This is a genomic window from Leifsonia sp. EB41 (assembly GCF_041262565.1).
GTDB lineage: Bacteria > Actinomycetota > Actinomycetes > Actinomycetales > Microbacteriaceae > Leifsonia.
Map to the genome: position 1 here is coordinate 2,981,227 of NZ_JBGCCJ010000001.1, position 22,762 is coordinate 3,003,988.

The following is a 22,762-nucleotide window of genomic DNA, read 5'->3' on the forward strand; positions in this document are numbered from 1 at the left end:
GCGCATGCAGCCCTTCCCCCGAGCCTTGATCGACCGATCCCACACCATCGTCGACGCCAACCTGGCACTCGAGGTCTGGGCCAGCCGCCCCTCGGATGAGCTCGTCGGTGCGCCCCTCGCTGCGGTGCTCGGCGTCGACGGCGATGAACTGTCCCGGGCGCTGGCCACCGGGAACCCGGGCGGCATCCGCTTGGCGTCGACCGCCCACGGCTACCAGGAGACGCGCAGCTCGGTGGTGATCCGTGCCGTGCGCATCTCGGGCGGCCACACGATCGTGGCCTTCGACCCGGAGCTGGCCGCGGTCGGCGAGCGCACGGTGGCACTCGGCCGACGCGAGAGCGACCGGCTCCAGCTGCTGCTCTCCGCATCCGTCGCGTTCGCGAAGACGCAGACGGAGGAGGAGCTCGGCGAGCTGCTGTCGGAGACCGCACGCCGGGCGTTCAACGCGACGGCGTGCAGCGTGCACACCGGCGAGCCGGGAAACTACGCGCTCGTGGCCGGGGACAACCTGCTGGCGGCGGAGTGGCCGGAGGACAGGGACGGCGAGCGGGTCCAGCTCGGGAGCGTCGTGACGATCCAGACTCCCGCCGAGGCGGACCTGGTGGCGCCCGGCATGGGCTTGAGCGGGGTCTTCGAACGGGCAGGGGTGTCCGCGATCATCGGTGTGCCGATCATCGAGGACGACATCCTGTACGGCGCGTTCGCCTGCTACTTCGACCAGCCCCGCGCCTTCGACGACCAGGCCGTGCCGCTGGCGGAGGCGCTGGCCCAGCTCGCCGGGCAGGTCCTCGTGCGGCTCCGCCTGGAGGCGCGGCTGCGCCGGGCGGCGATGCTCGACGAGGTCACCGGCCTGCCCAACCGGCGGCTGTTCGACGAGAACCTGCAGCAGACCGAGCGCGCCCACGCGGATCAGGTCGCCGTGCTCTTCGTCGACCTGGACGGGTTCAAGGCCATCAACGACACCCTCGGGCATGCCGCGGGCGACACCGTGCTCAAGGAGGTCGCATCGCGGCTGAGCAGCGTCTTCCGCCAGGAGGACATGATCGCCCGCTACGGCGGCGACGAGTTCATCGCGGCCCTGCACGTCGCCGACACGACCGACGCGCTCGAACTCGCCGACCGGGCGAGGGCCGCGATCGCCGAGGACTTCGCCGGCATCCCGCCGGAACTGAACATCACGGCCAGCGTGGGCATCGCCATCACGGACGACGTCGCCGGCCAGTCGATCGACCACCTCATCCGCCTCGCCGACCAGGCCATGTACGCGGCGAAACGCGGCGGCGGCGATCAGGCCGTCGTCTACGGAAACGGGCGGTAACGGGTAGGGCGCCTACCAGGGAACGGCGTCCCCGTCTACCGGGGGGCGGGGAATTCTGGAATGCCGGAGAATTATGCACGTGAGTGCACCCGACACCCCGGTCCCCCTCCTGCTCGAAAGGTACCGGCCGCAGCGGTTGCTCGCGCGCGGCGGGACCTCGATGGTCTTCCGCGCCCGGGATGAGAACCTCGGCCGCGACGTCGCCGTCAAGCTGTTCACGTCGGGGAGCCAGGGCGATGTCGCGCGGTTCCGGGCCGAGGTGGGCGTGCTCGCCGGCCTCCGCCATCACGGTGTCGTGTCGATCCTCGACGCGGGAGTCGACGACTCGTCGCCGAAGGATCCGCGCCCGTTCCTGGTCATCGAGCTGGTCGAAGGCGACACGCTCCGCGCGGTGCTGAACGCGGGCACGCTGACGACGCGCCAGATCGGTGAGATCGCGTTCGAGGTCGCCGAGACGCTCGAATACGTCCACGCGCGCGGCGTCATCCATCGCGACGTGACACCGTCGAACATCATGATCGTCGACTACGGGACCCGGCTCTCGCGGCCGCGGGCGCGGCTGACGGACTTCGGCATCGCCATCCACGCGACCCATCCCCAGGACTTCGCGGAGGGGACGTTCGGGACGGCCGCCTATCTGAGCCCCGAGCAGGTGCGCAGCGAGAGCCTGACCCCTGCGTCCGACATCTATTCGCTCGGCCTCGTCCTGCTGGAGTGCTTCACGGGGACCGTCGCGTTCCCGGGGACGCCCGTGGGATCCGCGCTCTCCCGGCTGGAGCGCGACCCGGAGACGCCCGACACGGTCCCCGAGCGCTGGCGCGCGCTCATCCGGTCGATGACGCACGCCGACGCGTCGCTGCGGCCGTCTGCCGCGGACGTCGCGACCGCCGCGCGCGGGGCCCTCCGCGCCGACAGGGAACACGACCCTGCCGCGAGCACCGGATCGACGGACCAGGCGGCATATGATCAACAGGCCGGCGTGACCCGCACCGGCGGCAGCCCTCGGAAGGAGAGCACCGGTTGGGCACTCTGATTTACGGCACCGGCGCGAAGATCGACATCGACGACCGGCTGCTGGCCCACCTCCAGCTCGTCATCACGTCGAAGCTGCGCCGCAACGAGCAGTTCCTCTTCGAGTGGGAGCACGACGAGGCGTACTCGCGCGGCCGCACCGCGATCTGGATCAACCCGTCCGTCCCCGTCCACTTCCAGTACGTGGGCAGCCGCCGCCCGGCGCTCAACCGGGCGTGGACGGAAGCGCTGATGGACGCCGCCAACAGCGTCGGCGGTCTGCGCGTGGTCCCAGAGCCTCCGGCGCACTGATGGGGACCCTCTTCTACGGCGACGCCGCGTCGTCCGTCGAGTTCGACGACCGCCTGCTCGCGCACCTGCAGCTCGCGATCGTCACGAAACTGCGGCGCAGCGAGAGCTTCGTCTTCTCCTGGGACGTCGCGGCCGCGGCCGGGAGCGGCTCCAACTCGGTCTGGATCTCCCCGACCGTCGGCCTCCGCTTCACCTATCCCACGCACGCGCGCGAGCCGATCAACCGGGCGTGGGTCGAGGCGCTGGTCCGCACGGCCAACAGCGTCTCGGGACTCCGCATCGTCGACGAACCGGAAGCGGGCGCAGAGTCGCCGGCTCAGGCCCAGGGCAAGACCGACCGAATGGATGAACAGTGATCGTCAACAGGCTGACCGTGGATGGCAAGGACTACTTCCTGCCGGGATCGGTGACGGAGCTGCGCGAGAAGATCAAGAAGGCGATCCAGGCAGGCGGCGACTACGTGAACATCCCGCCGCTCCGCTCCGGCCCCGGCATCGACATCCTGTTCTCGCCGGGCATGCCGGTGGTCTGGAGCCAGATCGACGTCGGAGGCGACCCGATCGCGGAGGCCGACGGCGCCGAGGTCTCGGAGTCGAGCATCGACGACGACACGTTCGACGGGCTGTGAGCTCGACCTAGTTCCCGCCCGCGACCTGCCCGAGGGTGTCCGTGGCGAGCGCAGTGCGCACCCGGGCGATCGCGGCCGGGTCCTCCAGCACGATCGACTGCCCGTCCGCGGAGGTCCCAGTGCCGGCGGTCGGGAGCGTGAAGGTGTGGATGCTCCCGGCGCCGGAGAGGCGCAGGCTCGCCGCGAGCGACAGCATGCTCGGGAGGTCGAACTGCGCGTCCACGCTGACGGCCGACCCTGACGCCGTGGCGAACGCCAGCATGGCGCCGGGGTTGGTGAGCACCGAGCGCTGGATGAGGGTCGTGGCGAAGCCGCGCAGGAGCGCCTGCTGGTCTGCGACCCGCTGGTAGTCGGCCGTGGGGAACGCGTACCGCTCCCGCGCGAACGCGAGCGCCTGGTCGCCGTTGAGGTGGTTGATCCCCTGGACGAAGTGGTAGTGCGGCGCTTTCACGGTGGTGAAGGCGAGCGGGCTGTCGACGTCCACGCCGCCGATGGCGTTCGTGATGTCCTTCAGCCCGGCGAAGTCGAGGATCACGACGTGGTCGATCCGCACGCCGAGGAGCTGCTCCACGGTCTCCACGGTCAGCGGCGTGCCGCCCCAGGCCAGGGCCGCGTTGATCTTGGCGGTGCCGTTGCCGGGGATGGGCACCCACAGGTCCCGCATGATCGACATGACGTAGATGTCGCGCCGGTCGGCGTCGATGTGGACGAGCATCATCGTGTCGGAGCGCTGATCGGAGATCGCGGTGGGGCCGACCGCGGTGGGTGCCCCGCGGGAGTCGGAGCCGAGCAGCAGGATGTTCATCGCGCCGGGCGTCGCGGGCGGCGTGGAGGCGGTGGGCGTCGGCACGGCGGTCGGGAGCGCGTGGGGGAGGCGCGTCACATGGGAGTCGAAGGTGCTCGCGACGCTGCCGGCGTAGAGCGCCGCCGCGGTGAACGCTGCCCCGATCGTCACCAGGACGACCATCGCGAGCGCGATCAGGATGCGGAGCCACCGCCCGGTGTGGCCGCGCGGGTGGATGCGTACGGTGTGGATGGCCATCCGGCTCGCCCCCTCGTGCCGGGGGTCGGGTCCGGCACCAGAGATTAAATGAGAGTTACTCATCTCTGTAGTGAGGACAGTATAAGCAGTCTGTCCTCATTTACGAGGACATGATCTGAGACTGTTTTCAGATCGTTGCGGAGCCCCCGCCGCGCAGCGCCCGCACCATGCTCTGCAGGCTCGCGAAGGCGGTGGACTGCTCGGCCGGCGTCATCCCGGCGAGCATCCTGACCTCCACCGAACGGACCGCCGCGCTCGCCGTCGCCAGGCTGCGGCGCCCGCGCGCCGTGAGCCGTGCGGGCAGGACCTTGCCGACCGGCGCTTCCGCTGGGCGGGTGACGTAGCCGTCGCGCTCCAGTGACTGGAGGAGCACGTTCATCGTCTGCCGGGTCACGAACGCGCCGCGGGCGAGCTCGGAATTGGACAGGCCGGGGCGCTGGGCCAGGAGCTCAAGGCAGGAATAGTGGGTCACCGTCATCCCGAGCGGGCGGAGGACGTCCTCCATCGCCGCGCGGAGGGCGCTGGAGGCCTCCTTCAGCAAATAGCCGAGGGAGGTCTCGAGGTGGATTCCGTCGTCAGGGCCGCTCATGTCAGTAGTCTGACATAGACTCGTTGGTGTCAGAAAACTGACACACGAGAGGAGTTCCACCATGTCCGCCATCGGCCCCGATTTCATCTCCCTCCAGGTGCGCGACCTCGACGCCTCCCAGGCGTTCTACGAGCAGTATCTCGGCCTGGTCCGCTCGCCCGCCGGGCCTCCGCACGCCGTCGTCTTCGCGACGGAGCCGATCGCGTTCGCGCTCCGCGACGTCGTTCCGGGCACCGACCTCGACTCCGTCGCGCAGCCCGGTCTCGGCGTCGCGCTCTGGCTGCGGGCGACGGACGTCCAGGCGATCCACGACGCGTTGGCCGCCGACGGGCGCACCATCGTGTCGGCGCCGATCGACGGGCCGTTCGGCCGGACTTTCACCTTCGCCGACCCCGACGGCTACCACGTCACCCTCCACGATCGGGCCTGAGAACCCGCGACAGAGAACAAGCGCTTGACTTCAAGCGCTTGAGGTCTGTTCTGATGGGGACATGACCAGTTTGAGCATCCAGGACGTGTCCCGGCAGAGCGGTCTCAGCGAGCCCACCCTGCGGTACTACGAGGAGGTCGGCCTCCTCGGCCCGATCGCCCGCGACGGCAGCAGCGGCCACCGGCGCTACAGCGAGGGCGACCTCGACACGGCGCAGGTGCTCGCCTGCCTGCGGGCGATGGGCGTCGGGATCGAGGACATGCGCAGCTATCAGGCGAACCGGCTGCGCGGACACGACGCCGCGGGCGAGCAGCGCGACATCCTGCTGCGGCACGCCGTGCGCGTCCAGGAGCAGATCGCGACGCTGCGCACCCACCTCGACTACCTGCGGACCAAGGCCGCGCTGTGGGACGCCCGCGCGCGGGCCGACGTCGCGGGCGAGGCCGAGGCGCAGCTCGAACTGGAGACCATCCTTCCCCGACTCGAGGAGACCTTCCGATGAACGACACCACCCCCACCACTCTGGTCACCGGAGGCAACGGCTACCTCGCCACGCGGCTCATCGCCGACCTCCTCGCCTCCGGGGCCGCGGTGCGCGCGACGGTCCGGTCTCCCGACCGCGCCGACGAGGTGCGCGCGGCGGTGCGGCGCGCGGGCGGCGACGACGCGGGACTGACCTTCGCGGCCGCTTCGCTCACCGACGACGACGGCTGGGAGGCCGCCCTCGCCGGGATCGAGGACGTCTACCACGTCGCGTCGCCGATGATCCAGACGGCGGACCCTGCCGAGGTGGTCGTCCCGGCGCGGGACGGCTCCCTCCGCGTGCTGCGCGCCGCCCGCTCCGCGGGGGCCAGGCGGGTAGTCCTCACCTCGTCGTTCGCGGCGGTCGGTTACTCGCCGAAGCCGGTCCGCGACTACGACGAGTCCGACTGGACCGACCCCGAGACGCCCGGCCTCCCGGCCTACCCGCTGTCGAAGGCGGTGGCAGAGCGCGCGGCGTGGGACTTCATCGATCGGGACGGCGGTGAGATGGAGCTGGTCGTGGTCAACCCGACCTGGATCGCCGGCCCGACGCTGACCGCCGCGGCGCGATCCTCCCTCCAGCTCTTCGTGGGGATGCTCGACGGCGCGATGCCGGCGGTCCCGCGGCAGCGCTTCGGCATCGCCGACGTGCGCGACGTGGCGGCGGCCCACATCGCCGCTATGGCGACGGCCTCCGCCGCAGGCAAGCGCTACCTGGTGCTCGCGGACGGCCCGACGATGACGTTCCTCGACGTGGCGAACGTCCTGCGCGCCGAGCTCGGCGACCGCGCGCGCCTCGTGCCCACCGCAGAGCTGCCGGGCGACGAGCCCGCTCCGCTCGTCATCCACAACGACCGCGCGAAGGCCGAGCTCGGGCTGCGGCCGCGGCCGGCGGTGGAGACGATCGTCGCGACCGCGGAGAGCCTGCGGGAGCTGGGGATGCTGGCGAACGGGTGAGGGGAGGGCCCGGATCCCGCTGGGCCACGCGAAAGGGGGACTATTAGTTGCGCGATCACAAGCAATAGCATCGGGCCAACCCTACGAAAGGTCCCCGTGAAGCGTCGCAGCCCTGCAGCCGTGTTCTGGCTCCCCCTCATCACCTTCGGCATCTACTCGATCGTCTGGCTCGCCCGCACGCGCGGCGACCTCAACCGCGTCGGCGAGTCCGTGCCCACGACCTGGCTGTACATCGTGCCGATCGTCAACTTCTGGTGGCTGTGGCGCTTCGCGGTGGGGACCGCGAACGTCTCGGGCCGCGGCGCCGGCGGTGCGTTCGCCCTGCTCCTCCTGCTCGGGCCGATCGGGGCCGCGATCGTGCAGAGCTGGCTCAACAAGCGCGACGCCGTCGTCGTCGACGCCGGAGCGGCGCCGGCCGTCGCCTGACCGGCGAACGAACGAACGCCCCGCCCGAACTCGCGTTCGGGCGGGGCGTTCTGCGTCATCCTCAGGCCAGCGCCTGGCTGATCTGCAGCGTCCCGCCACGTGCGACGAACGGGTGCGACGCGAGGATCGCCGCCGCGGCGTCCGCGTCGGCGGCCTCGATGATCGAGTACCCGGCGATGTCGGCGGCGGGCGCCGGCTCACCGGACGCGACCTGGCCGACCAGGTTCAGCGGTGCGCCCGGGTCCACGACTGCCGAGCCCTGCTCGGCGAGCCAGGCCATGAACGCGTTGCGCGCCTGCTCCATCTCGGCGGGGTCGGGGTGGCCGGAGCCGTGGTAGGTGACCAGGAATTTCGTCATCGTGCGCCTTCCATGCGTTTCGCGGCGAGGCCATCCGGCCGCGCCGCCTACAAGGTTGCCCGCAACCGTTCGGGTCGCAATGGCGGGGGCGGAGGTTGAAGGGGTTCGCAGGTGCCGTCGGCAGCGGAGGAGATCTGAGGCGGCACGCCGGCGTGAAGCGGTCTCCGGAGGAGGTTTCCCGGAGTGTCGGGGCGGAGCTCCTCCGGTAGCGACCGCAGGGCGTCAGACCGTGCTCGACCGCACGATCAGCTCCGGCTCCAGCAGTTCCTGCCGCACGCCCGTCCGTTCGGCGACGAGGATGTCGACCAGGATCTCCGCGATGCGGTCCTTGGGCTGGCGGATCGAGGTGATGCCGAAGCCGGACTCCCCGGCCACCGGCGAGTCGTCGAAGCCGGTGACCGCCACGCCCGTGCCGACCGGGATGCCGAGCTCGCGGGCGGCGAGGACCACGGCCAGCGCGTGCTGGTCCGTCGCGCTCACGATCGCGGTCGGCGGGTCGTCGGAGGCCAGCAGGGTGCGCGCCGCGACCAGCGTGTCGGTGAACTCCGGTCCGGTCTCCACCAGCCGGCCCGGCCTGAGCGACGACTCCAGCCCGCGCTCGGTGCATGCGCCGACGTAGCCGAGCCGCCGGTAGCGGGTCGTGATCAGGTCGTCCGGGTAGCCGAGGTAGGCCAGTTCGGTGTGGCCGAGCGACGTCACGTGATCGACGGCGAGGATGATGCCCTTCTCGGCGTCGGTGTCGACCCAGTCCCAGGTGGCTGTCTCGTCCTGCGGGTCGCCGCCGTACGCGACGAACGGGATGCCCCGTTCCGCGAGCGCGGGGAGCCGGGGGTCGCCGATGGAGATGTTGGGCACGATGAAGCCCGCCGCCATCTGGCCGTAGTAGAGGTCCTCGCAGGTCTCGATCTCCTGCGACCGCGCGGAGATGAGGGTCAGGTTGCGGCCGTGGCGCTCGGAGGTCGCCGCCAGGTCGTGGAGGAACTGGTCCATGTAGGCGTCGGCCGCGAAGCGGTGCGGGCCGATCAGGTAGCCGATCTGGCGGGGGAGGGCCAGCCGGAGGCTGCGGGCCACGAGGTTGTTGCGGTAGTCGAGCGCGTCCATCGAGGCGCGCACGCGCTCCCTGGTCGTCTCGCTGACGATGTCCGGCCGGTTGATGGCGTTGGAGACGGTCATGACGGAGACGCCGGCGTGCCGGGCGACGTCGGCCATGCTGGGCTTGCGCGTGCCCGCATTCTTGGGAGCGGTCATGAGTCCTTCATTTTCGCACAGAGTCGGTCACCTGGTTGTAAGCATAAAAAAAGTTCGTGACTTCCACCTGATTTTATGCTTACAATCCAGCACACACCGTCGTCAGCCACAGTGCAATGCAAAGGAGCATCCACCCATGAAGACAGCACATCGCGCCGTCGTGGCCCTCGCGGCCGCGGCCATCATCCCGCTCGGACTCGTCGCGTGCAGCAGCGGCGGGGGAGCGGCCTCCACCGCCAAGAGCATCACGCTCGAGGACTACTACACCGACGGATCGCACGACGCCCAGTACGCCAAGTGCGAGGCGAGCACCGGCATCAAGGTCAACGCGGTCCACGTCGCCGGCGCCTCGCTCATCCAGAAGGTCCTGCAGCAGGTCTCGTCCAAGACCCTCCCGGACGTCCTCATGCTCGACAACCCGGACGTGCAGCAGATCGCGGCCACCGGCGCGCTGGCGCCGCTCAAGGACTTCGGGATCACCGGCGACGGGCTCACCCCGGCCGCCGTCAAGGCGGGCACCTACAAGGGCCAGGTCTACGGCGCACAGCCGCTCGCCAACTCCATCGCCCTGTTCTACAACACCGACATCCTGACGGCGGCCGGCGTCCAGCCGCCCAAGACCTGGGACGAGCTGCGCAGCGCCGCCCAAAAGCTCACGGACGCGAGCAAGGGCCGCTACGGCTTCGCCATGAGCAACATCAACACATACGAGGGCACCTGGCAGTTCCTGCCCTTCTTCTGGTCCAACGGCGGCAACGAGAAGAACATCGCGACACCGCAGGCCGCCCAGGCCCTGCAGTTCGTCCTCGACCTGCAGAACGACGGATCGCTTTCGAAGAGCTCCATCTCGTGGGCGCAGGCGGACGTCAACAACCAGTTCATCGCGGGCAAGGCCGCCATGATGATCAACGGGCCGTGGCAGATCCCGGCGCTCGACAAGGCGAGCGGGCTGCACTGGGCCAGCGTCCCCATCCCGGTCCGCGAGGCGTCGCAGACTTCGGTCGCGCCCCTGGGCGGCGAGCAGTACACGGTGCCGCAGACCGGCAAGAAGGACGCCCAGGCCGCCGGAGCGAAGTTCGTCCAGTGCCTGATGAGCCCCGCCATGCAGTCCTTCGAGGCCAAGACCGCGCAGACCGTTCCGACCGACCTGGCGGAGGCCAAGAAGTTCGGCGCGGCCAACCCGGACGTCGCCTCCTTCGTCGGGGTCGTCGCGGACGCCCGGTCGCGCACCGCCGAGCTCGGCGAGGGCTGGCCCAAGGCGGCGACCAAGATCTACACCGCCGTGCAGCTCGCGCTGACAGGCAAGGCGTCCCCGGCGGACGCCCTCAAGCAGGCCCAGTCGGAGAACCAGTAACGAGCTCGCCGGAGGCGGGAGCCGCGTGCTCCCGCCTCCGCGAGAAGGGACGAGGTCGATGACGACACTCAACGCGGAGACACCCGCGATCGCACCACCCGCCAGGGACGACCGTCCCCTCGCCGGCAGCCCGCGCCGCCGCCGGTACCGGCTCGCCCGGTCGATCAGCAAGTGGCTGTTCGTCCTGCCGGCGGTCCTGTTCGTCCTGGTCTTCTTCGGCTACCCCATCGTCAAGAACGTGGCGATGTCGTTCCAGGACTACACGACCAGCACCTTCTACACGGGGGTGGCTCCGTGGGTCGGCCTCCAGAACTACGTCACGACGGTCACCAGCTCGCTGTTCACCTCGACGATGCTGAACACGGCGCTGTTCACGATCGGCTCGATCGTCCTCCAGTTCGCCATCGGCCTCGGGCTGGCGTTGTTCTTCAAGCGCAACTTCCCGCTCGGCGGCTTCCTGCGCTCGCTCCTGCTGCTGCCGTGGCTGCTCCCGCTGATCGCGTCGAGCGCGGTCTGGAAGTGGATCCTCGACCAGGACAGCGGTGCGCTCAACCAGTTCCTGGGCGTCTTCGGCGTCCACCCGATCCCGTGGCTGGTCAGCCCGTCGCTGGCGCTGATCGCTGTGATCGGCGTGAACGTCTGGCTCGGCATCCCGTTCAACACGACCATCCTCTACAGCGGCCTGCAGGGCGTGCCGGAGGAGCTGTACGAGGCGGCGGCGCTCGACGGCGCGGTCGGCTGGCGGGCGTTCCGGCACATCACCTGGCCGAGCATCCGTCCGGTGGTCAGCGTCGTGATCGTGCTCGGCGTCGTCTACACGCTCAAGGTCGTGGACGTGATCCTCGGCCTCACCGGAGGAGGCCCGGCCAACTCCACACAGACGCTCGCGACCTGGGCGTACCAGAAATCGTTCGTGCAGTTCGCGTTCGGGGAGGGCGCAGCGATCAGCAACATCCTGATCGTCATCTCCCTCGTCTTCGCGGTCGTCTATCTGTACATGTCACGCAAGGAGGTCGACGAATGACCGAGACCAGAGCCATCGTGCTCCCGAAAGGGCAGCGCCTGGCGCGCCCGCACGTCAAGCGGCGCTGGCCGATGACCGTCCTCGGCGTCGTCTTCCTCGCGGTGATGATCTTCCCCGTCTACTGGATGGTCAACAGCAGCCTGCAGGCCAACGCCGGGGCGGCCACCACCGCGTGGTTCCCGCTCCAGCCGACGCTCGACGGCTACGCGACCGCCCTCAAGCAGCAGGGCGGCAACCTGGTCACGAGCACGATCATCGCCCTGAGCACCGTGGTGCTGACCATCGTCATCGCGACCCCCGCGGCGTACGGGCTCGCCCGGTTCCGGATGCGCGGCATGACGGTGTTCGTGTTCGCGCTCCTGATCACGCAGATGATCCCGGTCATCGTGATCGCGAACGCGCTCTACGCGCTGTTCAACGACCTCGGGCTGCTGAACTCGTACGCCGGGCTGATCCTGGCCGACACCGCGGCGCAGATCCCGTTCGCCATCCTGCTGATCCGGGCGTTCATGGGATCGCTGCCGCCCTCCCTGGTGGAGGCGGCGCTGGTCGACGGCGCGAACAACTTCCGCGCCTTCATCTCGATCGTGGTCCCGATCAGCAAGAACGCGATCGTCACGGCGGCGCTGTTCACCTTCCTCGGTGCGTGGGGCGACTTCCTCTTCGCCCTGACCCTGACGAGCACGCCGCAGGTCAAGCCGATCACGCTCGGAATCTACGACTACATCAGCTCGAACGTGCAGCAGTGGGGGCCGGTGATGGCGACCGCGGTGCTGGCCTCCATCCCCGCCGGCGTGCTGCTGATCCTCGCGCAACGGTACATCGCCGCCGGAGCCCTCGGCGGCGCGATCAAGTGAAGAAACAAGGAGAGTGACCAGAAGTGTCTCATCGAATCGGAACCGCAGAAGACCCGATCCGCGTGGTCGTGTGGGGGGAGAACCGCCACGAGCAGCTCGAGCCGGAGGTCGCGGAGATCTACCCGTCCGGCATGCACACCACCATCAAGGAGGGCATCGAGGAGTTCGCGGGCGAGCGCGTGAGCGTGACGACCGTGACGCTCGACGATCCCGAGCACGGGCTGACGGAGGAGCTGCTGGAGCGGACCGACGTTCTGACCTGGTGGGGCCATGCCGCGCACGCCGAGGTGTCCGACGAGATCGTCGAACGCGTCCACCGGCACGTGCTCTCCGGGATGGGGCTGATCGTGCTGCACTCCGGGCACTGGTCGAAGATCTTCACCAAACTCATGGGGACCTCGTGCACGCTGCGGTGGCGCAGTGACAACGACCGGGAGCTGGTCTGGACGGTCGACCCCACGCACCCGATCGCGCAGGGCATCCCGCACCCGATCGAGATCCCGGCGCAGGAGATGTACGGCGAGCAGTTCGACGTGCCCGCACCGGACGAGCTGGTCTTCATCAGCACGTTCAGCGGCGGCGAGTGCTTCCGCAGCGGGATGACGTTCAAGCGCGGCAACGGCAGGATCTTCTACTTCAGTCCCGGCGACCAGGACTATCCGGTGTACCACCACCCCGATGTCCGGCATGTCATCGCGAACGGAGTGGAGTGGGCGGCCTCCGACCGGCCGGCGCGACAGGAGCCGGTGCTGCTGCGCTACGAGCGCGGCGACTTCTTCACCGGGCACGGCTACGCCGGCGCGATGCACAACCGCGACGAGGTCGTCCTGTGAGCGGCGCCGCCGACCAGCAGGGGGCGCTGCCCGTCGTCCTCGTCGGCGCGGGCAACATGGGCCGCAACTGGATCCGCACCTTCGCGTCGTCGCCGGACGCCCGCGTGGTCGGGATCGTCGACCTCGACCTGGAGCTGGCCGCCCGGGTAGCGCGGGAGGAGTCGCTCGACGTCGTCATCGGCTCGTCGGTGTCCGAGGTCGCCGCCCGCAGCGGCGCGGTCGCGGTGGTGAATGTCACCGTGCCCGCTGCGCACCGGCCCGTCAACGAGGAGGCGCTCTTCGCCGGCCTCCCGGTGCTCTGCGAGAAGCCGATCGCGCCCACGCTGGTCGACGCCCTCCAGCAGGCGGCGCTCGCCGAGGTCGCGGGCGGTCTGCTCATGGTCAGCCAGTCGCGCCGGTTCTTCACCGAGCTGACCCGGCTGCGCGCCGTCGCCGACCGGCTGGGCCGCGTCGGGGCCATCACGACCGAGTTCTACAAGGCCCCGCACTTCGGCGGCTTCCGCGACCGGATGGAGCAGCCGCTCCTGGTGGACATGGCCATCCACCAGTTCGACATGGCCCGCTACCTGCTGCGCGCGGACCCGGTGACGGTGTCCTGCTCGTCCTGGAACCCGGCGTGGAGCTGGTACGACGGCGACGCCTCCGCCACCGCGACGTTCGAGTTCGACGACGGCGCACGCTACACCTTCACCGGGAGCTGGTGCGCGCCGGGACGCGAGACCTCCTGGAACGGCTCGTGGCGGGTCAGCGCCGAGCACGGCACCGCCGTGTGGGACGGGGACGGCGCCCCGGAGGCGGACGGGATCGACGAACTGCCCGACGTGCCCGCCGGTCCGGAGGAGATCGCCGGATCGCTCGCGGAGTTCGTGCGCTGCCTGCGCAGCGGCGAGACGCCGCAGAGCGAGATCCACCGGAACATCCCCAGCCTTGCGATGGTGGAGGCCGCCGTGCTGAGCGCCGAGACCGGAGAGCGCGTCGACCTCCCGCAGCTCCTGGAGCGGCGCTACGCGGAGGCGGTGCGGACGGAGCGCCGCGCCGACGTGCGGGAGCAGCTCGAGCAGTGGGGGAGCGTCGCGCACCTGCGCGGGGTGGAGGTCGTGCAGTGACGGCCGAGCCGCTCCGGGTCGCGCTGATCGGCCACGGCTTCATGGGGGCTGCGCACTCGCAGGCGTGGCGCGTCGCTCCGCGCTTCTTCGACCTCCCGTTGCGGCCGGAGATGGCACTCCTGGTCGGGCGCACCGGCGCCGCGGAGTCGGCCGGCCGGCTCGGCTGGGCGGAGAGCGCGGCCGACTGGCGCGAGGCGGTCGCGCGCGACGACATCGACGTGGTCGACATCGTGACGCCCGGCGACACCCACGCCGAGATCGCGATCGCCGCGCTGGAGGCCGGGAAGCACGTGCTGTGCGAGAAGCCGCTCGCGAACAGCCTCGCCGAGGCCGAGCGCATGGCCTCGGCGGCGGTCACCGCGCAGGAGCGGGGAGTGCTCGCGATGTGCGGGTTCACCTACCGCCGGGTGCCGGCGATCCTGGAGGCGCGCAGGCTGGTGCGGGAGGGCGCGATCGGCGACGTGCGCGAGGTGCGGGCGCAGTACCTCCAGGACTGGCTGAGCGACCCGGCCGGCCCGATGACGTGGCGACTCGATCGCGCGAAGGCGGGCTCCGGCTCGCTGGGCGACATCGGCGCGCACATCATCGACGCCGCGGAATTCGTGGTGGGCGACCGCATCGCCTCGGTCAGCGGCACGCTCGAGACGTACGTCCGGCAGCGGCCCATCCTGGCCGAGCAGCGCGGACTCGGCGGCGTGGCCTCCGACAGGCTCGGCGAGGTGACGGTGGACGATGCGGCCTGGTTCACGACGCGGTTCGGCTCGGGCGCGATGGGCTCCTTCACAGCGACCCGCTACGCGACCGGCCGCAAGAACGCGCTCCGGCTGGAGATCTCCGGCACCCGCGGCGCGCTGGCGTTCGACCTGGAGCGCATGAACGAGCTCGAGTATTACGACGCGACGGAGCCGTCCGACCGCCTCGGCTTCCGCCGCATCCTCGCGACCGAGCCCGAGCATCCCTTCGCCGGAAACTGGTGGCCGACGGGTCACGCGCTCGGCTACGAGCACGCTTTCTCCCACCAGGTCGTCGACTTCGTGACCGACATCGCGGAGCGACGGGCGCCGGAGCCGTCGTTCGCGGACGCGCTGCACGTTCAGCGGGTGCTGGCGGCGGTCGAGGGGAGCGCAGGGGCGGGGAGTGCGTGGGTTTCAACGGAGGAGATCGCGGGCGAAACGCCGGCGTGAGGCAGCCTCCGGAGGAGGTGGCCCGGCGTGTCGGGGTGGATCTCCTCCGGTGGCTACGGCAGGGGGCCGGAGCGGAGGGCAGCGAAGCCGTCGCGGACGGCGGCGACGAGGTGGCGGACGGCGGGGGAGGGGCGGCGGCTGGCGTCCTCGGCGGAGGTGGCCACGAGGATCGAGCGCACGAACGACGGGTCCTGGATCGGGAGCAGGACGATGCCGGGGTGCGCGGCGGCCGTCGCCAGGCCGGGGATGATCCCGACCACCATCCGCGCGGCGGTCATGCCGAGCAGGACCTGGAAGTCGTCGGTCCGGATCGCGACGTCCAGGACGTGACCCTCGGCCGCGAAGGCGTCGGCGACGACGCGGTCCATCGCGTCCTCCGCGGAGGTGGCGAAGACCCAGCGCTCGTCGCGGAGCGAGAGCACGGCGGCGCGGTCGACCGACGTGCGCGACGCCAGCGGGTGGCCGACGGGCAGCGCCAGCATCAGGGGGTCGCGGTAGACCTCCATCGTCACGACGTTCGGGCGGAACGGCAGCTCGTACCCCGGCACCGTGTAGACGAGCGCGGCGTCGAGCGCGCCGCGGTTGATCCGGTCGACGAGCGCTGGCACCTCCTCGAACGTGGCCTCGATCTCGATCCCGAGGTCACCGACGCTGTTCGCGACGAACGGGAGGATGCTCGCCGCCGCCGTCGCGAAGGTCCCGAACCGCAGTCGCACCCGTCCCAGCTCGCTGAACTCGCGCGCGTCCGCAATGGCCCGCTCGCTGAGCGTCAGGATCTCCTGCGCGCGTTCGAGGAGCAGCATGCCGACCGGCGTCAGCCTGCTGCCGCGCGGCGAGCGCACCAGCACGGGCGCGCCGACCAGGCGCTCCAGGTTCTTGAGGTGGTAGTCGACGGTCGGCTGGCCCCAGCCCAGACGACGGGCGGCGGCCGTGACGGAGCCTTCGGCGTGGACCGCCCTGAGCGCCTCGAACTGTCGCAGATCCGCCATCGGAAGCCCCGTCGTGAGGTGAATGAGTCACATACAGTCTATGTGGGTAGGGCGAACTTCGGGGGATTCCGACCGCGGGACGCCGCCCGCACGATGGAGGAATGGCCCCCACCCGTTCGTCTGCGACCGACTCGCGTCCGCAGCTGCCCGCCGCAGAACTCCGGCCCACCGCCGACCTCCGCCATTGGGAGACCCCGTACGCGGACGCGCTGGAGCGCCACGCCGCCCGGTCGCCCCTTCCGCTGATGGTCCCGGGGCACGGCGGCGACGAGCTCGGCCTGAGCGCACGGCTCGCCGACTTCCTGGGGCCGCGTCCGCTGCAGCTCGACGTCCCGATGCTGGTGGACGACATCGACCTGGGCGAGGACTCGCCGCTGAGGCGGTCTCTGGACCTCGCGGCGCACGCGTGGGGCGCCCGCCGCACCTGGTTCCTGACCGGCGGCGCCTCGCAGGCCAACCGGATCGCCGCGCTGGCCGTGCGGGGGCTCGGCCAGAACATCCTGTCGCAGCGCAGCGCGCACTCCAGCTTCAGCGACGGCGTGCTCTCGGCGGGACTGGCGCCCTCGTTCGTGCTGCCCTCCCTCGACACGGTGCATGGCGTCGCACACGGCGTCTCGCCCGCGTCCCTCGAGGAGGCGCTGACCGCCGCGGCGGGCGCCGGACGCCCGGCCGACGCCGTCTACATCGTGTCGCCCAGCTACTTCGGCTCGGTCGCCGACGTCGCCGGGCTCGCCCGGGTGGCACACGCGCACGGCGCCCCGCTCATCGTCGACGGCGCCTGGGGGCCGCACTTCGGGTTCCACCCGGACCTCCCGGAGTCGCCCGCCCGGCTCGGTGCGGACCTGGTGGTCTCCAGTACCCACAAGCTGGGCGGCTCGCTCACCCAGTCCGCCATGCTGCACCTCGGCCACGGACCGTTCGCCGACGCCCTCGAACCGCTCGTGGAGCGGGCCGTGTCGATCACCGCCTCGACCTCCACGTCGGCGCTGCTGCAGGCCTCCCTCGACATCGCCCGGCACGCGCTCGCCACCGGCGCTGAGCTGATCGGCCGGTCGATCGCGGTCGCCGACGCCTTCCGCGACGCGCTTCGCGACGACCCGCGCTTCGGCGTGCTCAGCGACGGGTTCGGCGCGTTCGACGACATCGTCGCCGTCGACCCGCTGCGCGTCGCGATCGACGTCTCGAACACCGGGGTCAGCGGGCACTGGCTGCGTCAGCGGCTCATCGACGCCGACGGGATCTTCTTCGAGATGTCGACGGCGACCACCCTCGTCGCACTCATCGGCGCGGGCAAGACGCCGGACCTCGCCCGGGCGCACCTGGCGCTCGTCGCGGCGGCCGATTCGGCGGAGGCCCGCGCCGAGCGGGCGGCCGGGGGCGCGGACGAGTTCCCGGCTCTGCCCGAGGTCGGCCCGCTGCGCATCCTGCCCCGCGACGCGTTCTTCGCCGCGACCGAGCTCGTGCCGGCGGCCGAGGCGGTCGGCCGCACGTCCGCCGACACCCTCGCCGCGTACCCGCCCGGGATCCCGAACCTCATCCCCGGCGAGGAGATCACGGAGCAGACCGTCGCGTTCCTGCAGGCCGTCGCGGCCTCCCCGTCCGGGTACGTGCGCGGCGCCGTCGACCCGAGGGTCGAGCGCTTCCGGGTGACCCGGCACTGAGCGCGCGACCGATTTCGGAAACCCCCACCAATCAAAGGAGACTGGTAGATATGCCCACAATCGCTCAGCAGCTGCTGCGCAGAAAGCCCACGACGCCTCCCGGCGCCGGAGAGGCGCACCTGCGACGCAGCATCGGACTCTTCTCGCTGACCATGATCGGCGTCGGCGGGACGCTCGGCACCGGAATCTTCTTCATCCTGTCCCAGGCGGTCCCCGTCGCCGGTCCCGCGGTGATCTGGTCGTTCGTCATCGGCGGCGTCGTCGCCGGGCTGACCGCGCTCTGCTACGCCGAGATGGCGGGCGCCGTCCCGGCCTCCGGCTCGACCTACTCGTACGCGTACGCGACGCTCGGTGAGGGCACGGCGATGGCGGTGGGAGCCTGTCTGCTGCTGGAGTACGGCGTCTCCACCGCGGCCGTCGCCGTCGGCTGGTCCCAGTACGTCAACCAGCTCCTGCAGAACCTCCTCGGCTGGCAGCTCCCGGTGCAGCTCTCCCAGGCGCCGGAGCAGGGCGGCATCGTCAACATCCCCGCGGTCATCGTCATCGTGCTGTGCTCGCTCCTGCTGCTGCGCGGGGCGCGCGAGTCCACGATGGTCAACAGCATCATGGTCGTCATCAAGATCGCCGTCGTGCTGTTCTTCTGCGCTGTCGCGTTCACCGGGTGGAACAGCGACCACTTCCACAACTTCGCGCCGGCCGGGTTCGCGGGCATCGTCGGCGGCGCCGGGATCATCTTCTTCTCGTTCGTCGGGCTCGACGCCGTGTCGACGGCCGGCGAGGAGGCCAAGAACCCGAAGCGGAACCTGCCGCTCGCGATCATCTTCGCGCTGATCATCATCATCGTGCTGTACGTCGCCACCAGCCTCGCCGCGCTCGGCGCGCAGGCTCCCGAGAAGTTCGCGAACCAGGACGCCGGCCTCGCCGCGATCCTGCAGAACATCATCGGCTCCACCTGGCCGGGGACCATCGTCGCGATCGGCGCGATCATCTCCATCTTCTCGGTGACGCTCGTTGTCCTCTACGGGCAGACGCGCATCCTGTTCGCCATGTCGCGCGACGGGATGATCCCCAAGGTGTTCGCGAAGGTCAACCCGCGGACGATGACCCCGGTGAAGAACACCGTCATCGTCATGATCGCCACGAGCGTCCTCGCGGCCGTCGTCCCGATCGACTTCCTCGCCGAGATGACGAGCATCGGCACCCTGGTCGCCTTCCTCGTCGTGTCGCTCGGCGTCATCATCCTGCGCGTTCGGGAGCCGGAGCTGGAGCGCGGCTTCCGCCTCCCGCTGGGCTGGACCATCCCCATCCTGTCGATCGCGGGCTGCATCGCGATCATCACGCAGCTCCGCCTCATCACCATCATCGTGTTCCTGATCTGGACGGCCGCCTTCCTCGTCTTCTACTGGTTCTACGGCCGGAAGCACTCCACGCTGCAGACCGGGACCCCGGTCGCCGGCGCGGAGGCCCCGTACACGAGCAACTTCGCCCAGCCGAGCAAGACCGAGATCCGGGAGGCCGCCGAGCGCAGGAAGGCGGGCAGGCGATGAGCATCGTCGTCGGCGTGGACCCCGCGCACCGGTCGGCCTCCGCGCTGCACCTGGCCGCCATGCTGGCCCGCTCGTCCGGTTCCGACCTGATCGTGGCTGCGATCGTCCCGCCCGCCTGGCCGACGACGGCGGGCGGCGCGGACACGGAGTGGCGCGGGTACACGCGGGACAACGCGGACAGCGCCCTGGACCACGCCGCAGCCGTGCTCGGCGGCTCGGTCACGGCGGAGTACCTCCTCCACGAGGCGCCCTCGGCCCGTCGCGGGCTCGTGGAGCTCGCCGAGCAGCGGGAGGCGTCGATGATCGTCGTAGGCTCGGCGACCGACGCGCAGGCGGGGCGGATCGGCCTCGGCTCCGCGAGCGACACCCTGCTGCACGCGTCCCCGGTCCCTGTCGCCATCGCGCCCCGCGGCTACCGCACGGCGGAAGGCGCACGCGTCGGCCGGGTGACCGCCGCCTACCGCGGCACCGGCGCGTCGACCGGTCTCGTGTTCGGCGCGGCCGGCGTGGCCGCGTCGGTCGGCGCGGACCTGCGTGTCGCCTCCTTCGCCGTCGTGCCGCGCGACTCAGGCACGTCGGGCGCCGGGCTCGACGCCGAGCAGGCCGTCGCCGACACCTGGGCCGCGGACATCGAGCGGCACGCCGCCGCGCTGGTGCGCCAGGTGTCGGACCTGCCGGACGCCCCGCCGGTCTCCGACGTCCCGGTCGGGAGGGGCGAGACGTGGGAGTCGGCCTTGGCCGACGTCGGCTGGGAGCCTGACGAAGTGCTGGTCGTCGGATCGAGCACGCTCGGCCCGATCGCCCGCGTGTTCCTCGGCTCGCACGCGGCCAAGATCGTGCGCCACTCGCCCGTTCCGGTGATCGTCGTCCCGCACGGCGTCACCGGACGCGAACGCGACTGACCTCCCCCTGATTCGACTCCGACCCAAGGACACCGCCATGCCCCATCCCCTCGTCGACCTCTTCCCGGCCGGCGCGACCGTCGACCCCGATGGGGTCCTCGTGATCGCGGGCTGCCGGGTGGACGACCTCGCACGCGAGTTCGGCACCCCCGCGATCGTCGTCGACGAGGCCGCCCTGCGGGCCAGGGCGCGCGAGTACCACACCGCCCTCACCTCGCGCCGGCCGAACGCGCGGGTGGTCTTCGCGTCGAAGGCGTTCCCCGCGACCGCCGTGCAGCGGGTCATGGTGGAGGAGGGGATCGGCCTGGACGTCGCGGGCGGCGGCGAGATCCTCAGCGCGCTGCGCGCGGGGGTGGACCCTGCACTGCTGGTCATGCACGGCAACGCCAAGACGACGGAGGAACTGCGGATCGCGGTGGAGGCCGGGGTCGGGCTCGTCGTCGTGGACAACGAGGACGACGTCGACCGGCTGGAGCAGCTCGTCCCGCCAGGGAGCGTCCAGCGCGTCCTCGTCCGGGTCATCCCGGAGGTCGTCTCGTCCACGCACCCGCACGTGCAGACCGGGCAGCTGGGCTCCAAGTTCGGACTCACCGTCGGCGCGGCGCGCCTCCTCATCGCCCGGATCGAGGCGAGCCCGCTGCTCGAAATGCGGGGCGTGCACGCCCACGTCGGCTCGCAGATCATGGACCCGGCGGAGCTCGCCGCCGCCGTCGCGCCGCTCGCGGCCCTCGGCGACTTCCCGGTCTACGACCTCGGCGGCGGCCTCGGCGCCCGCTACACGATCGAGGACCGGCCCGCGTCCGTCGACGAGTACGTCGACGCGCTGCTCGTTGCCGCCGACGAGCACCTCCCGGCCGACGCCGAGTTGATCATCGAGCCCGGGCGCAGCATGGTGAACGCGTCGGCCTTCACCCTCTACACGGTGACGACCGTGAAGCGGGACGCCCGCACGTTCGTCGCCGTCGACGGCGGCATGGGCGACAACCTGGAGGTCGCCCTGTTCCAGCAGCGCTACGAGGCCGTCCTCGCCGGCCGGCTGCACGAGGAGGACGCCGAGGAGGTCGTGGTGGTCGGCCGGCACTGCGAGTCCGGGGACGTGCTGATCGACCCGCTGCGGCTGCCCACCGCCCGGGTCGGCGACCTCCTCGCCGTGCCCGCGACCGGCGCGTACACGCACACGATGGCGAACAACTACAACGGGTACCGCCGCCCGCCGGTGGTCTTCGTGCGCGACGGCGAGGCGCGGGCCGTCATCCGCCGGGAGACGTGGGAGGACCTCTTCGACCGCGACGTGTGAGGACGTTTGATCGATCCGGCTCATCACTGGCAGAGACAACAGTTGTTGGACTTCCGAATGCCGCCTTCGTAGCGTGGAGTCACGTCCGTCTGGGCGTGCCCCCACCGCTGTCCAGAAGGGACGACCCGTGCGAACATTCACGTTGCCCGGCACCGAGATCATCGCGCCCAATGTGGTGCTCGGCCTGATGCGCATCCAGGACAAGTCCGACGAGGAGGTGCGCACGCTCGTGCGGACCGCCCGGGACGCCGGCATCACCTTCCTCGACCACGCCGACGTGTACGGCACCCCGCTGCACGGCTGCGAGCGCCGGTTCGCTGAGGCGATGAAGCTGAGCCCCTCCGAGCGCGAGGAGTTCGTCATCCAGTCCAAGGCCGGCATCGTGCCGGACGGCCCCTACTTCGACTTCTCGGCCGAGCACATCCTGGAGTCGGTGAACGGCAGCCTGGAGGCGCTGGGCACCGACTACCTCGACATCCTGCTGCTGCACCGTCCCGACGCCCTGGTCGAGCCGGAGGAGGTCGCGCGCGCCTTCGACGAGCTGTCGTCCTCAGGCAAGGTCCGGGCGTTCGGCGTCTCGAACCACACGCCCGGCCAGATCGACCTGCTGCGCCGGTATGTGAACCAGCCGCTCGTCGCCAACCAGCTTCAGCTCTCGATCACGCACGCGCCGATCATCGCCCAGGGCGTTGCCTCCAACATGCAGGCCCTCGACCAGTCGATCAGCCGGGACTACGGCATCCTCGACTACTGCCGGCTCAACGACATCACGGTGCAGGCCTGGTCGCCGTTCCAGGCGGGCTTCTTCGACGGCCCGTTCCTGGGCTCCGACCGCTACCCCGAGCTCAACGCGGTCGTGGACCGGCTGGCCGGGGAGTACGGCGTCCCGGCCGAGGCGATCGCGGTCGCGTGGATCACCCGCCACCCGGCGCGGATGCAGGTCGTGCTCGGCACGACGACGCCGTCGCGCGTGGCCGCCGCCGCGCTCGGCTCCGAGCTCCCGCTGACCCGGCCGGAGTGGTACGAGCTGTACCGGGCGGCGGGGTATCTGGTTCCCTAACGGAGCGCCCCTAGCCGAGCGCGCGGGGCGGAGCTCGATGACGCCCGGGTCATCGCCCCGCCAGGGAGCCCCGATCCGTCAGGCCCGGACCGGCGGCCTGGTCTTCC

25 protein-coding genes are annotated in these 22,762 nt (G+C 70.8%); 20 read left to right on the forward strand and 5 right to left on the reverse strand.

The window, feature by feature from the left end; translation table 11 throughout:
- Positions 1–25: 25 nt before the first annotated feature.
- The 5 genes from ABH923_RS14795 (at position 26) to ABH923_RS14815 (ending at position 3,269) form a co-directional block, all read left to right on the forward strand.
- A complete protein-coding gene (locus ABH923_RS14795; protein ID WP_370056149.1) occupies positions 26–1,318 on the forward strand; it encodes a diguanylate cyclase in 1,293 nt (430 codons plus the stop codon).
- A 79-nt stretch (positions 1,319–1,397) separates the two neighbouring features.
- Entirely contained in the window at positions 1,398–2,351 is a 954-nt protein-coding gene (locus ABH923_RS14800; RefSeq protein ID WP_370056151.1) for a serine/threonine-protein kinase, read from the forward strand.
- Positions 2,339–2,641 (forward strand): ATP-dependent DNA ligase, encoded by a 303-nt coding sequence (locus ABH923_RS14805; protein WP_370056152.1) that lies wholly within the window; start codon positions 2,339–2,341, stop codon positions 2,639–2,641. The genes ABH923_RS14800 and ABH923_RS14805 overlap by 13 nt, the downstream gene beginning before the upstream one ends.
- Positions 2,641–2,997: a hypothetical protein gene (locus ABH923_RS14810; RefSeq protein ID WP_370056153.1), complete on the forward strand. Its 357-nt coding sequence runs from the start codon at positions 2,641–2,643 to the stop codon at positions 2,995–2,997. Before ABH923_RS14805 ends, ABH923_RS14810 begins: the two co-directional genes overlap by 1 nt.
- Positions 2,994–3,269 carry a hypothetical protein gene (locus ABH923_RS14815; RefSeq protein WP_370056154.1) on the forward strand — a complete coding sequence of 92 codons (276 nt, stop codon included), beginning with the start codon at positions 2,994–2,996 and terminating at the stop codon, positions 3,267–3,269. The genes ABH923_RS14810 and ABH923_RS14815 overlap by 4 nt, the downstream gene beginning before the upstream one ends.
- Positions 3,270–3,276: 7 nt before the next feature.
- Here ABH923_RS14815 and ABH923_RS14820 read toward each other — a convergent pair whose 3' ends face one another.
- On the reverse strand, positions 3,277–4,311 hold the full coding sequence (locus ABH923_RS14820; protein WP_370056155.1) for an LCP family protein: 1,035 nt from the start codon (positions 4,309–4,311) through the stop codon (positions 3,277–3,279).
- 127 nt (positions 4,312–4,438) lie between these two features.
- Entirely contained in the window at positions 4,439–4,900 is a 462-nt protein-coding gene (locus tag ABH923_RS14825; protein WP_370056156.1) for a MarR family winged helix-turn-helix transcriptional regulator, read from the reverse strand.
- Positions 4,901–4,961: 61 nt separating this feature from the next.
- Between ABH923_RS14825 and ABH923_RS14830 the strand changes: the two genes are divergently transcribed.
- From ABH923_RS14830 to ABH923_RS14845, 4 genes are all read left to right on the forward strand, one after another.
- Positions 4,962–5,330: a VOC family protein gene (locus ABH923_RS14830; RefSeq protein WP_370056157.1), complete on the forward strand. Its 369-nt coding sequence runs from the start codon at positions 4,962–4,964 to the stop codon at positions 5,328–5,330.
- 61 nt (positions 5,331–5,391) lie between these two features.
- Positions 5,392–5,832, forward strand: a complete 441-nt coding sequence (locus ABH923_RS14835; protein ID WP_370056158.1) for a MerR family transcriptional regulator — start codon at positions 5,392–5,394, stop codon at positions 5,830–5,832.
- Entirely contained in the window at positions 5,829–6,809 is a 981-nt protein-coding gene (locus ABH923_RS14840; RefSeq protein WP_370056159.1) for an NAD-dependent epimerase/dehydratase family protein, read from the forward strand. Before ABH923_RS14835 ends, ABH923_RS14840 begins: the two co-directional genes overlap by 4 nt.
- 96 nt (positions 6,810–6,905) lie before the next feature.
- The gene (locus ABH923_RS14845; protein WP_370056160.1) at positions 6,906–7,235 is read left to right on the forward strand and encodes a DUF4234 domain-containing protein; all 330 of its coding nucleotides are present in this window, start codon (positions 6,906–6,908) and stop codon (positions 7,233–7,235) included.
- Between the two features lie 61 nt (positions 7,236–7,296).
- On the opposite strand, the gene ABH923_RS14850 is transcribed toward ABH923_RS14845, so the two are convergent.
- Complete coding sequence (locus ABH923_RS14850; protein ID WP_370056161.1) at positions 7,297–7,593, reverse strand: hypothetical protein; 297 nt, start codon at positions 7,591–7,593, stop codon at positions 7,297–7,299.
- 222 nt (positions 7,594–7,815) lie between these two features.
- Positions 7,816–8,841 (reverse strand): LacI family DNA-binding transcriptional regulator, encoded by a 1,026-nt coding sequence (locus tag ABH923_RS14855; RefSeq protein ID WP_370056162.1) that lies wholly within the window; start codon positions 8,839–8,841, stop codon positions 7,816–7,818.
- Positions 8,842–8,977: 136 nt separating this feature from the next.
- Here ABH923_RS14855 and ABH923_RS14860 point away from each other — a divergent pair, with 136 nt between their 5' ends.
- Genes ABH923_RS14860 through ABH923_RS14885 form a run of 6 tightly spaced genes read left to right on the forward strand, consistent with a single transcriptional unit; the run spans position 8,978 to position 15,199 of the window.
- Positions 8,978–10,195, forward strand: a complete 1,218-nt coding sequence (locus tag ABH923_RS14860; RefSeq protein ID WP_370056163.1) for an extracellular solute-binding protein — start codon at positions 8,978–8,980, stop codon at positions 10,193–10,195.
- Positions 10,196–10,253: 58 nt separating this feature from the next.
- Entirely contained in the window at positions 10,254–11,219 is a 966-nt protein-coding gene (locus tag ABH923_RS14865; protein ID WP_370056164.1) for a carbohydrate ABC transporter permease, read from the forward strand.
- On the forward strand, positions 11,216–12,076 hold the full coding sequence (locus ABH923_RS14870; RefSeq protein WP_370056165.1) for a carbohydrate ABC transporter permease: 861 nt from the start codon (positions 11,216–11,218) through the stop codon (positions 12,074–12,076). The genes ABH923_RS14865 and ABH923_RS14870 overlap by 4 nt, the downstream gene beginning before the upstream one ends.
- A 23-nt stretch (positions 12,077–12,099) precedes the next feature.
- A complete protein-coding gene (locus ABH923_RS14875) occupies positions 12,100–12,909 on the forward strand; it encodes a ThuA domain-containing protein (protein ID WP_370056166.1) in 810 nt (269 codons plus the stop codon).
- Positions 12,906–14,015, forward strand: coding sequence for a Gfo/Idh/MocA family protein (locus tag ABH923_RS14880; RefSeq protein ID WP_370056167.1), 1,110 nt, complete (start codon positions 12,906–12,908; stop codon positions 14,013–14,015). Before ABH923_RS14875 ends, ABH923_RS14880 begins: the two co-directional genes overlap by 4 nt.
- Positions 14,016–14,056: 41 nt before the next feature.
- Complete coding sequence (locus tag ABH923_RS14885; RefSeq protein WP_370057374.1) at positions 14,057–15,199, forward strand: Gfo/Idh/MocA family protein; 1,143 nt, start codon at positions 14,057–14,059, stop codon at positions 15,197–15,199.
- A gap of 53 nt (positions 15,200–15,252) precedes the next feature.
- Here ABH923_RS14885 and ABH923_RS14890 read toward each other — a convergent pair whose 3' ends face one another.
- Positions 15,253–16,188, reverse strand: a complete 936-nt coding sequence (locus ABH923_RS14890; RefSeq protein WP_370056168.1) for a LysR family transcriptional regulator — start codon at positions 16,186–16,188, stop codon at positions 15,253–15,255.
- A gap of 101 nt (positions 16,189–16,289) precedes the next feature.
- Here ABH923_RS14890 and ABH923_RS14895 point away from each other — a divergent pair, with 101 nt between their 5' ends.
- The 5 genes from ABH923_RS14895 (at position 16,290) to ABH923_RS14915 (ending at position 22,655) form a co-directional block, all read left to right on the forward strand.
- Positions 16,290–17,849, forward strand: coding sequence for an aminotransferase class I/II-fold pyridoxal phosphate-dependent enzyme (locus tag ABH923_RS14895; protein ID WP_370056169.1), 1,560 nt, complete (start codon positions 16,290–16,292; stop codon positions 17,847–17,849).
- A gap of 50 nt (positions 17,850–17,899) precedes the next feature.
- Positions 17,900–19,396 (forward strand): amino acid permease, encoded by a 1,497-nt coding sequence (locus tag ABH923_RS14900; RefSeq protein WP_370056170.1) that lies wholly within the window; start codon positions 17,900–17,902, stop codon positions 19,394–19,396.
- Positions 19,393–20,298 carry a universal stress protein gene (locus ABH923_RS14905; protein WP_370056171.1) on the forward strand — a complete coding sequence of 302 codons (906 nt, stop codon included), beginning with the start codon at positions 19,393–19,395 and terminating at the stop codon, positions 20,296–20,298. The genes ABH923_RS14900 and ABH923_RS14905 overlap by 4 nt, the downstream gene beginning before the upstream one ends.
- Before the next feature lie 37 nt (positions 20,299–20,335).
- On the forward strand, positions 20,336–21,595 hold the full coding sequence (gene lysA / locus ABH923_RS14910; RefSeq protein ID WP_370056172.1) for a diaminopimelate decarboxylase: 1,260 nt from the start codon (positions 20,336–20,338) through the stop codon (positions 21,593–21,595).
- A gap of 127 nt (positions 21,596–21,722) precedes the next feature.
- Positions 21,723–22,655, forward strand: a complete 933-nt coding sequence (locus ABH923_RS14915; RefSeq protein ID WP_370056173.1) for an aldo/keto reductase family oxidoreductase — start codon at positions 21,723–21,725, stop codon at positions 22,653–22,655.
- Positions 22,656–22,762 lie beyond the last annotated feature (107 nt).

Bases quoted from the DNA above. Each gene is read 5' to 3' on its own strand.
- lysA (WP_370056172.1), top strand. From the start codon at position 20,336: ATGCCCCATCCCCTCGTCGACCTCTTCCCGGCCGGCGCGACCGTCGAC.
- ABH923_RS14865 (WP_370056164.1), top strand. From the start codon at position 10,254: ATGACGACACTCAACGCGGAGACACCCGCGATCGCACCACCCGCCAGG.
- ABH923_RS14810 (WP_370056153.1), top strand. From the start codon at position 2,641: ATGGGGACCCTCTTCTACGGCGACGCCGCGTCGTCCGTCGAGTTCGAC.
- ABH923_RS14860 (WP_370056163.1), top strand. From the start codon at position 8,978: ATGAAGACAGCACATCGCGCCGTCGTGGCCCTCGCGGCCGCGGCCATC.
- ABH923_RS14905 (WP_370056171.1), top strand. From the start codon at position 19,393: ATGAGCATCGTCGTCGGCGTGGACCCCGCGCACCGGTCGGCCTCCGCG.
- ABH923_RS14830 (WP_370056157.1), top strand. From the start codon at position 4,962: ATGTCCGCCATCGGCCCCGATTTCATCTCCCTCCAGGTGCGCGACCTC.
- ABH923_RS14850 (WP_370056161.1), bottom strand. From the start codon at position 7,593: ATGACGAAATTCCTGGTCACCTACCACGGCTCCGGCCACCCCGACCCC.
- ABH923_RS14840 (WP_370056159.1), top strand. From the start codon at position 5,829: ATGAACGACACCACCCCCACCACTCTGGTCACCGGAGGCAACGGCTAC.
- ABH923_RS14870 (WP_370056165.1), top strand. From the start codon at position 11,216: ATGACCGAGACCAGAGCCATCGTGCTCCCGAAAGGGCAGCGCCTGGCG.
- ABH923_RS14855 (WP_370056162.1), bottom strand. From the start codon at position 8,841: ATGACCGCTCCCAAGAATGCGGGCACGCGCAAGCCCAGCATGGCCGAC.
- ABH923_RS14885 (WP_370057374.1), top strand. From the start codon at position 14,057: ATGGGGGCTGCGCACTCGCAGGCGTGGCGCGTCGCTCCGCGCTTCTTC.
- ABH923_RS14835 (WP_370056158.1), top strand. From the start codon at position 5,392: ATGACCAGTTTGAGCATCCAGGACGTGTCCCGGCAGAGCGGTCTCAGC.
- ABH923_RS14820 (WP_370056155.1), bottom strand. From the start codon at position 4,311: ATGGCCATCCACACCGTACGCATCCACCCGCGCGGCCACACCGGGCGG.
- ABH923_RS14825 (WP_370056156.1), bottom strand. From the start codon at position 4,900: ATGAGCGGCCCTGACGACGGAATCCACCTCGAGACCTCCCTCGGCTAT.
- ABH923_RS14895 (WP_370056169.1), top strand. From the start codon at position 16,290: ATGGCCCCCACCCGTTCGTCTGCGACCGACTCGCGTCCGCAGCTGCCC.
- ABH923_RS14900 (WP_370056170.1), top strand. From the start codon at position 17,900: ATGCCCACAATCGCTCAGCAGCTGCTGCGCAGAAAGCCCACGACGCCT.
- ABH923_RS14890 (WP_370056168.1), bottom strand. From the start codon at position 16,188: ATGGCGGATCTGCGACAGTTCGAGGCGCTCAGGGCGGTCCACGCCGAA.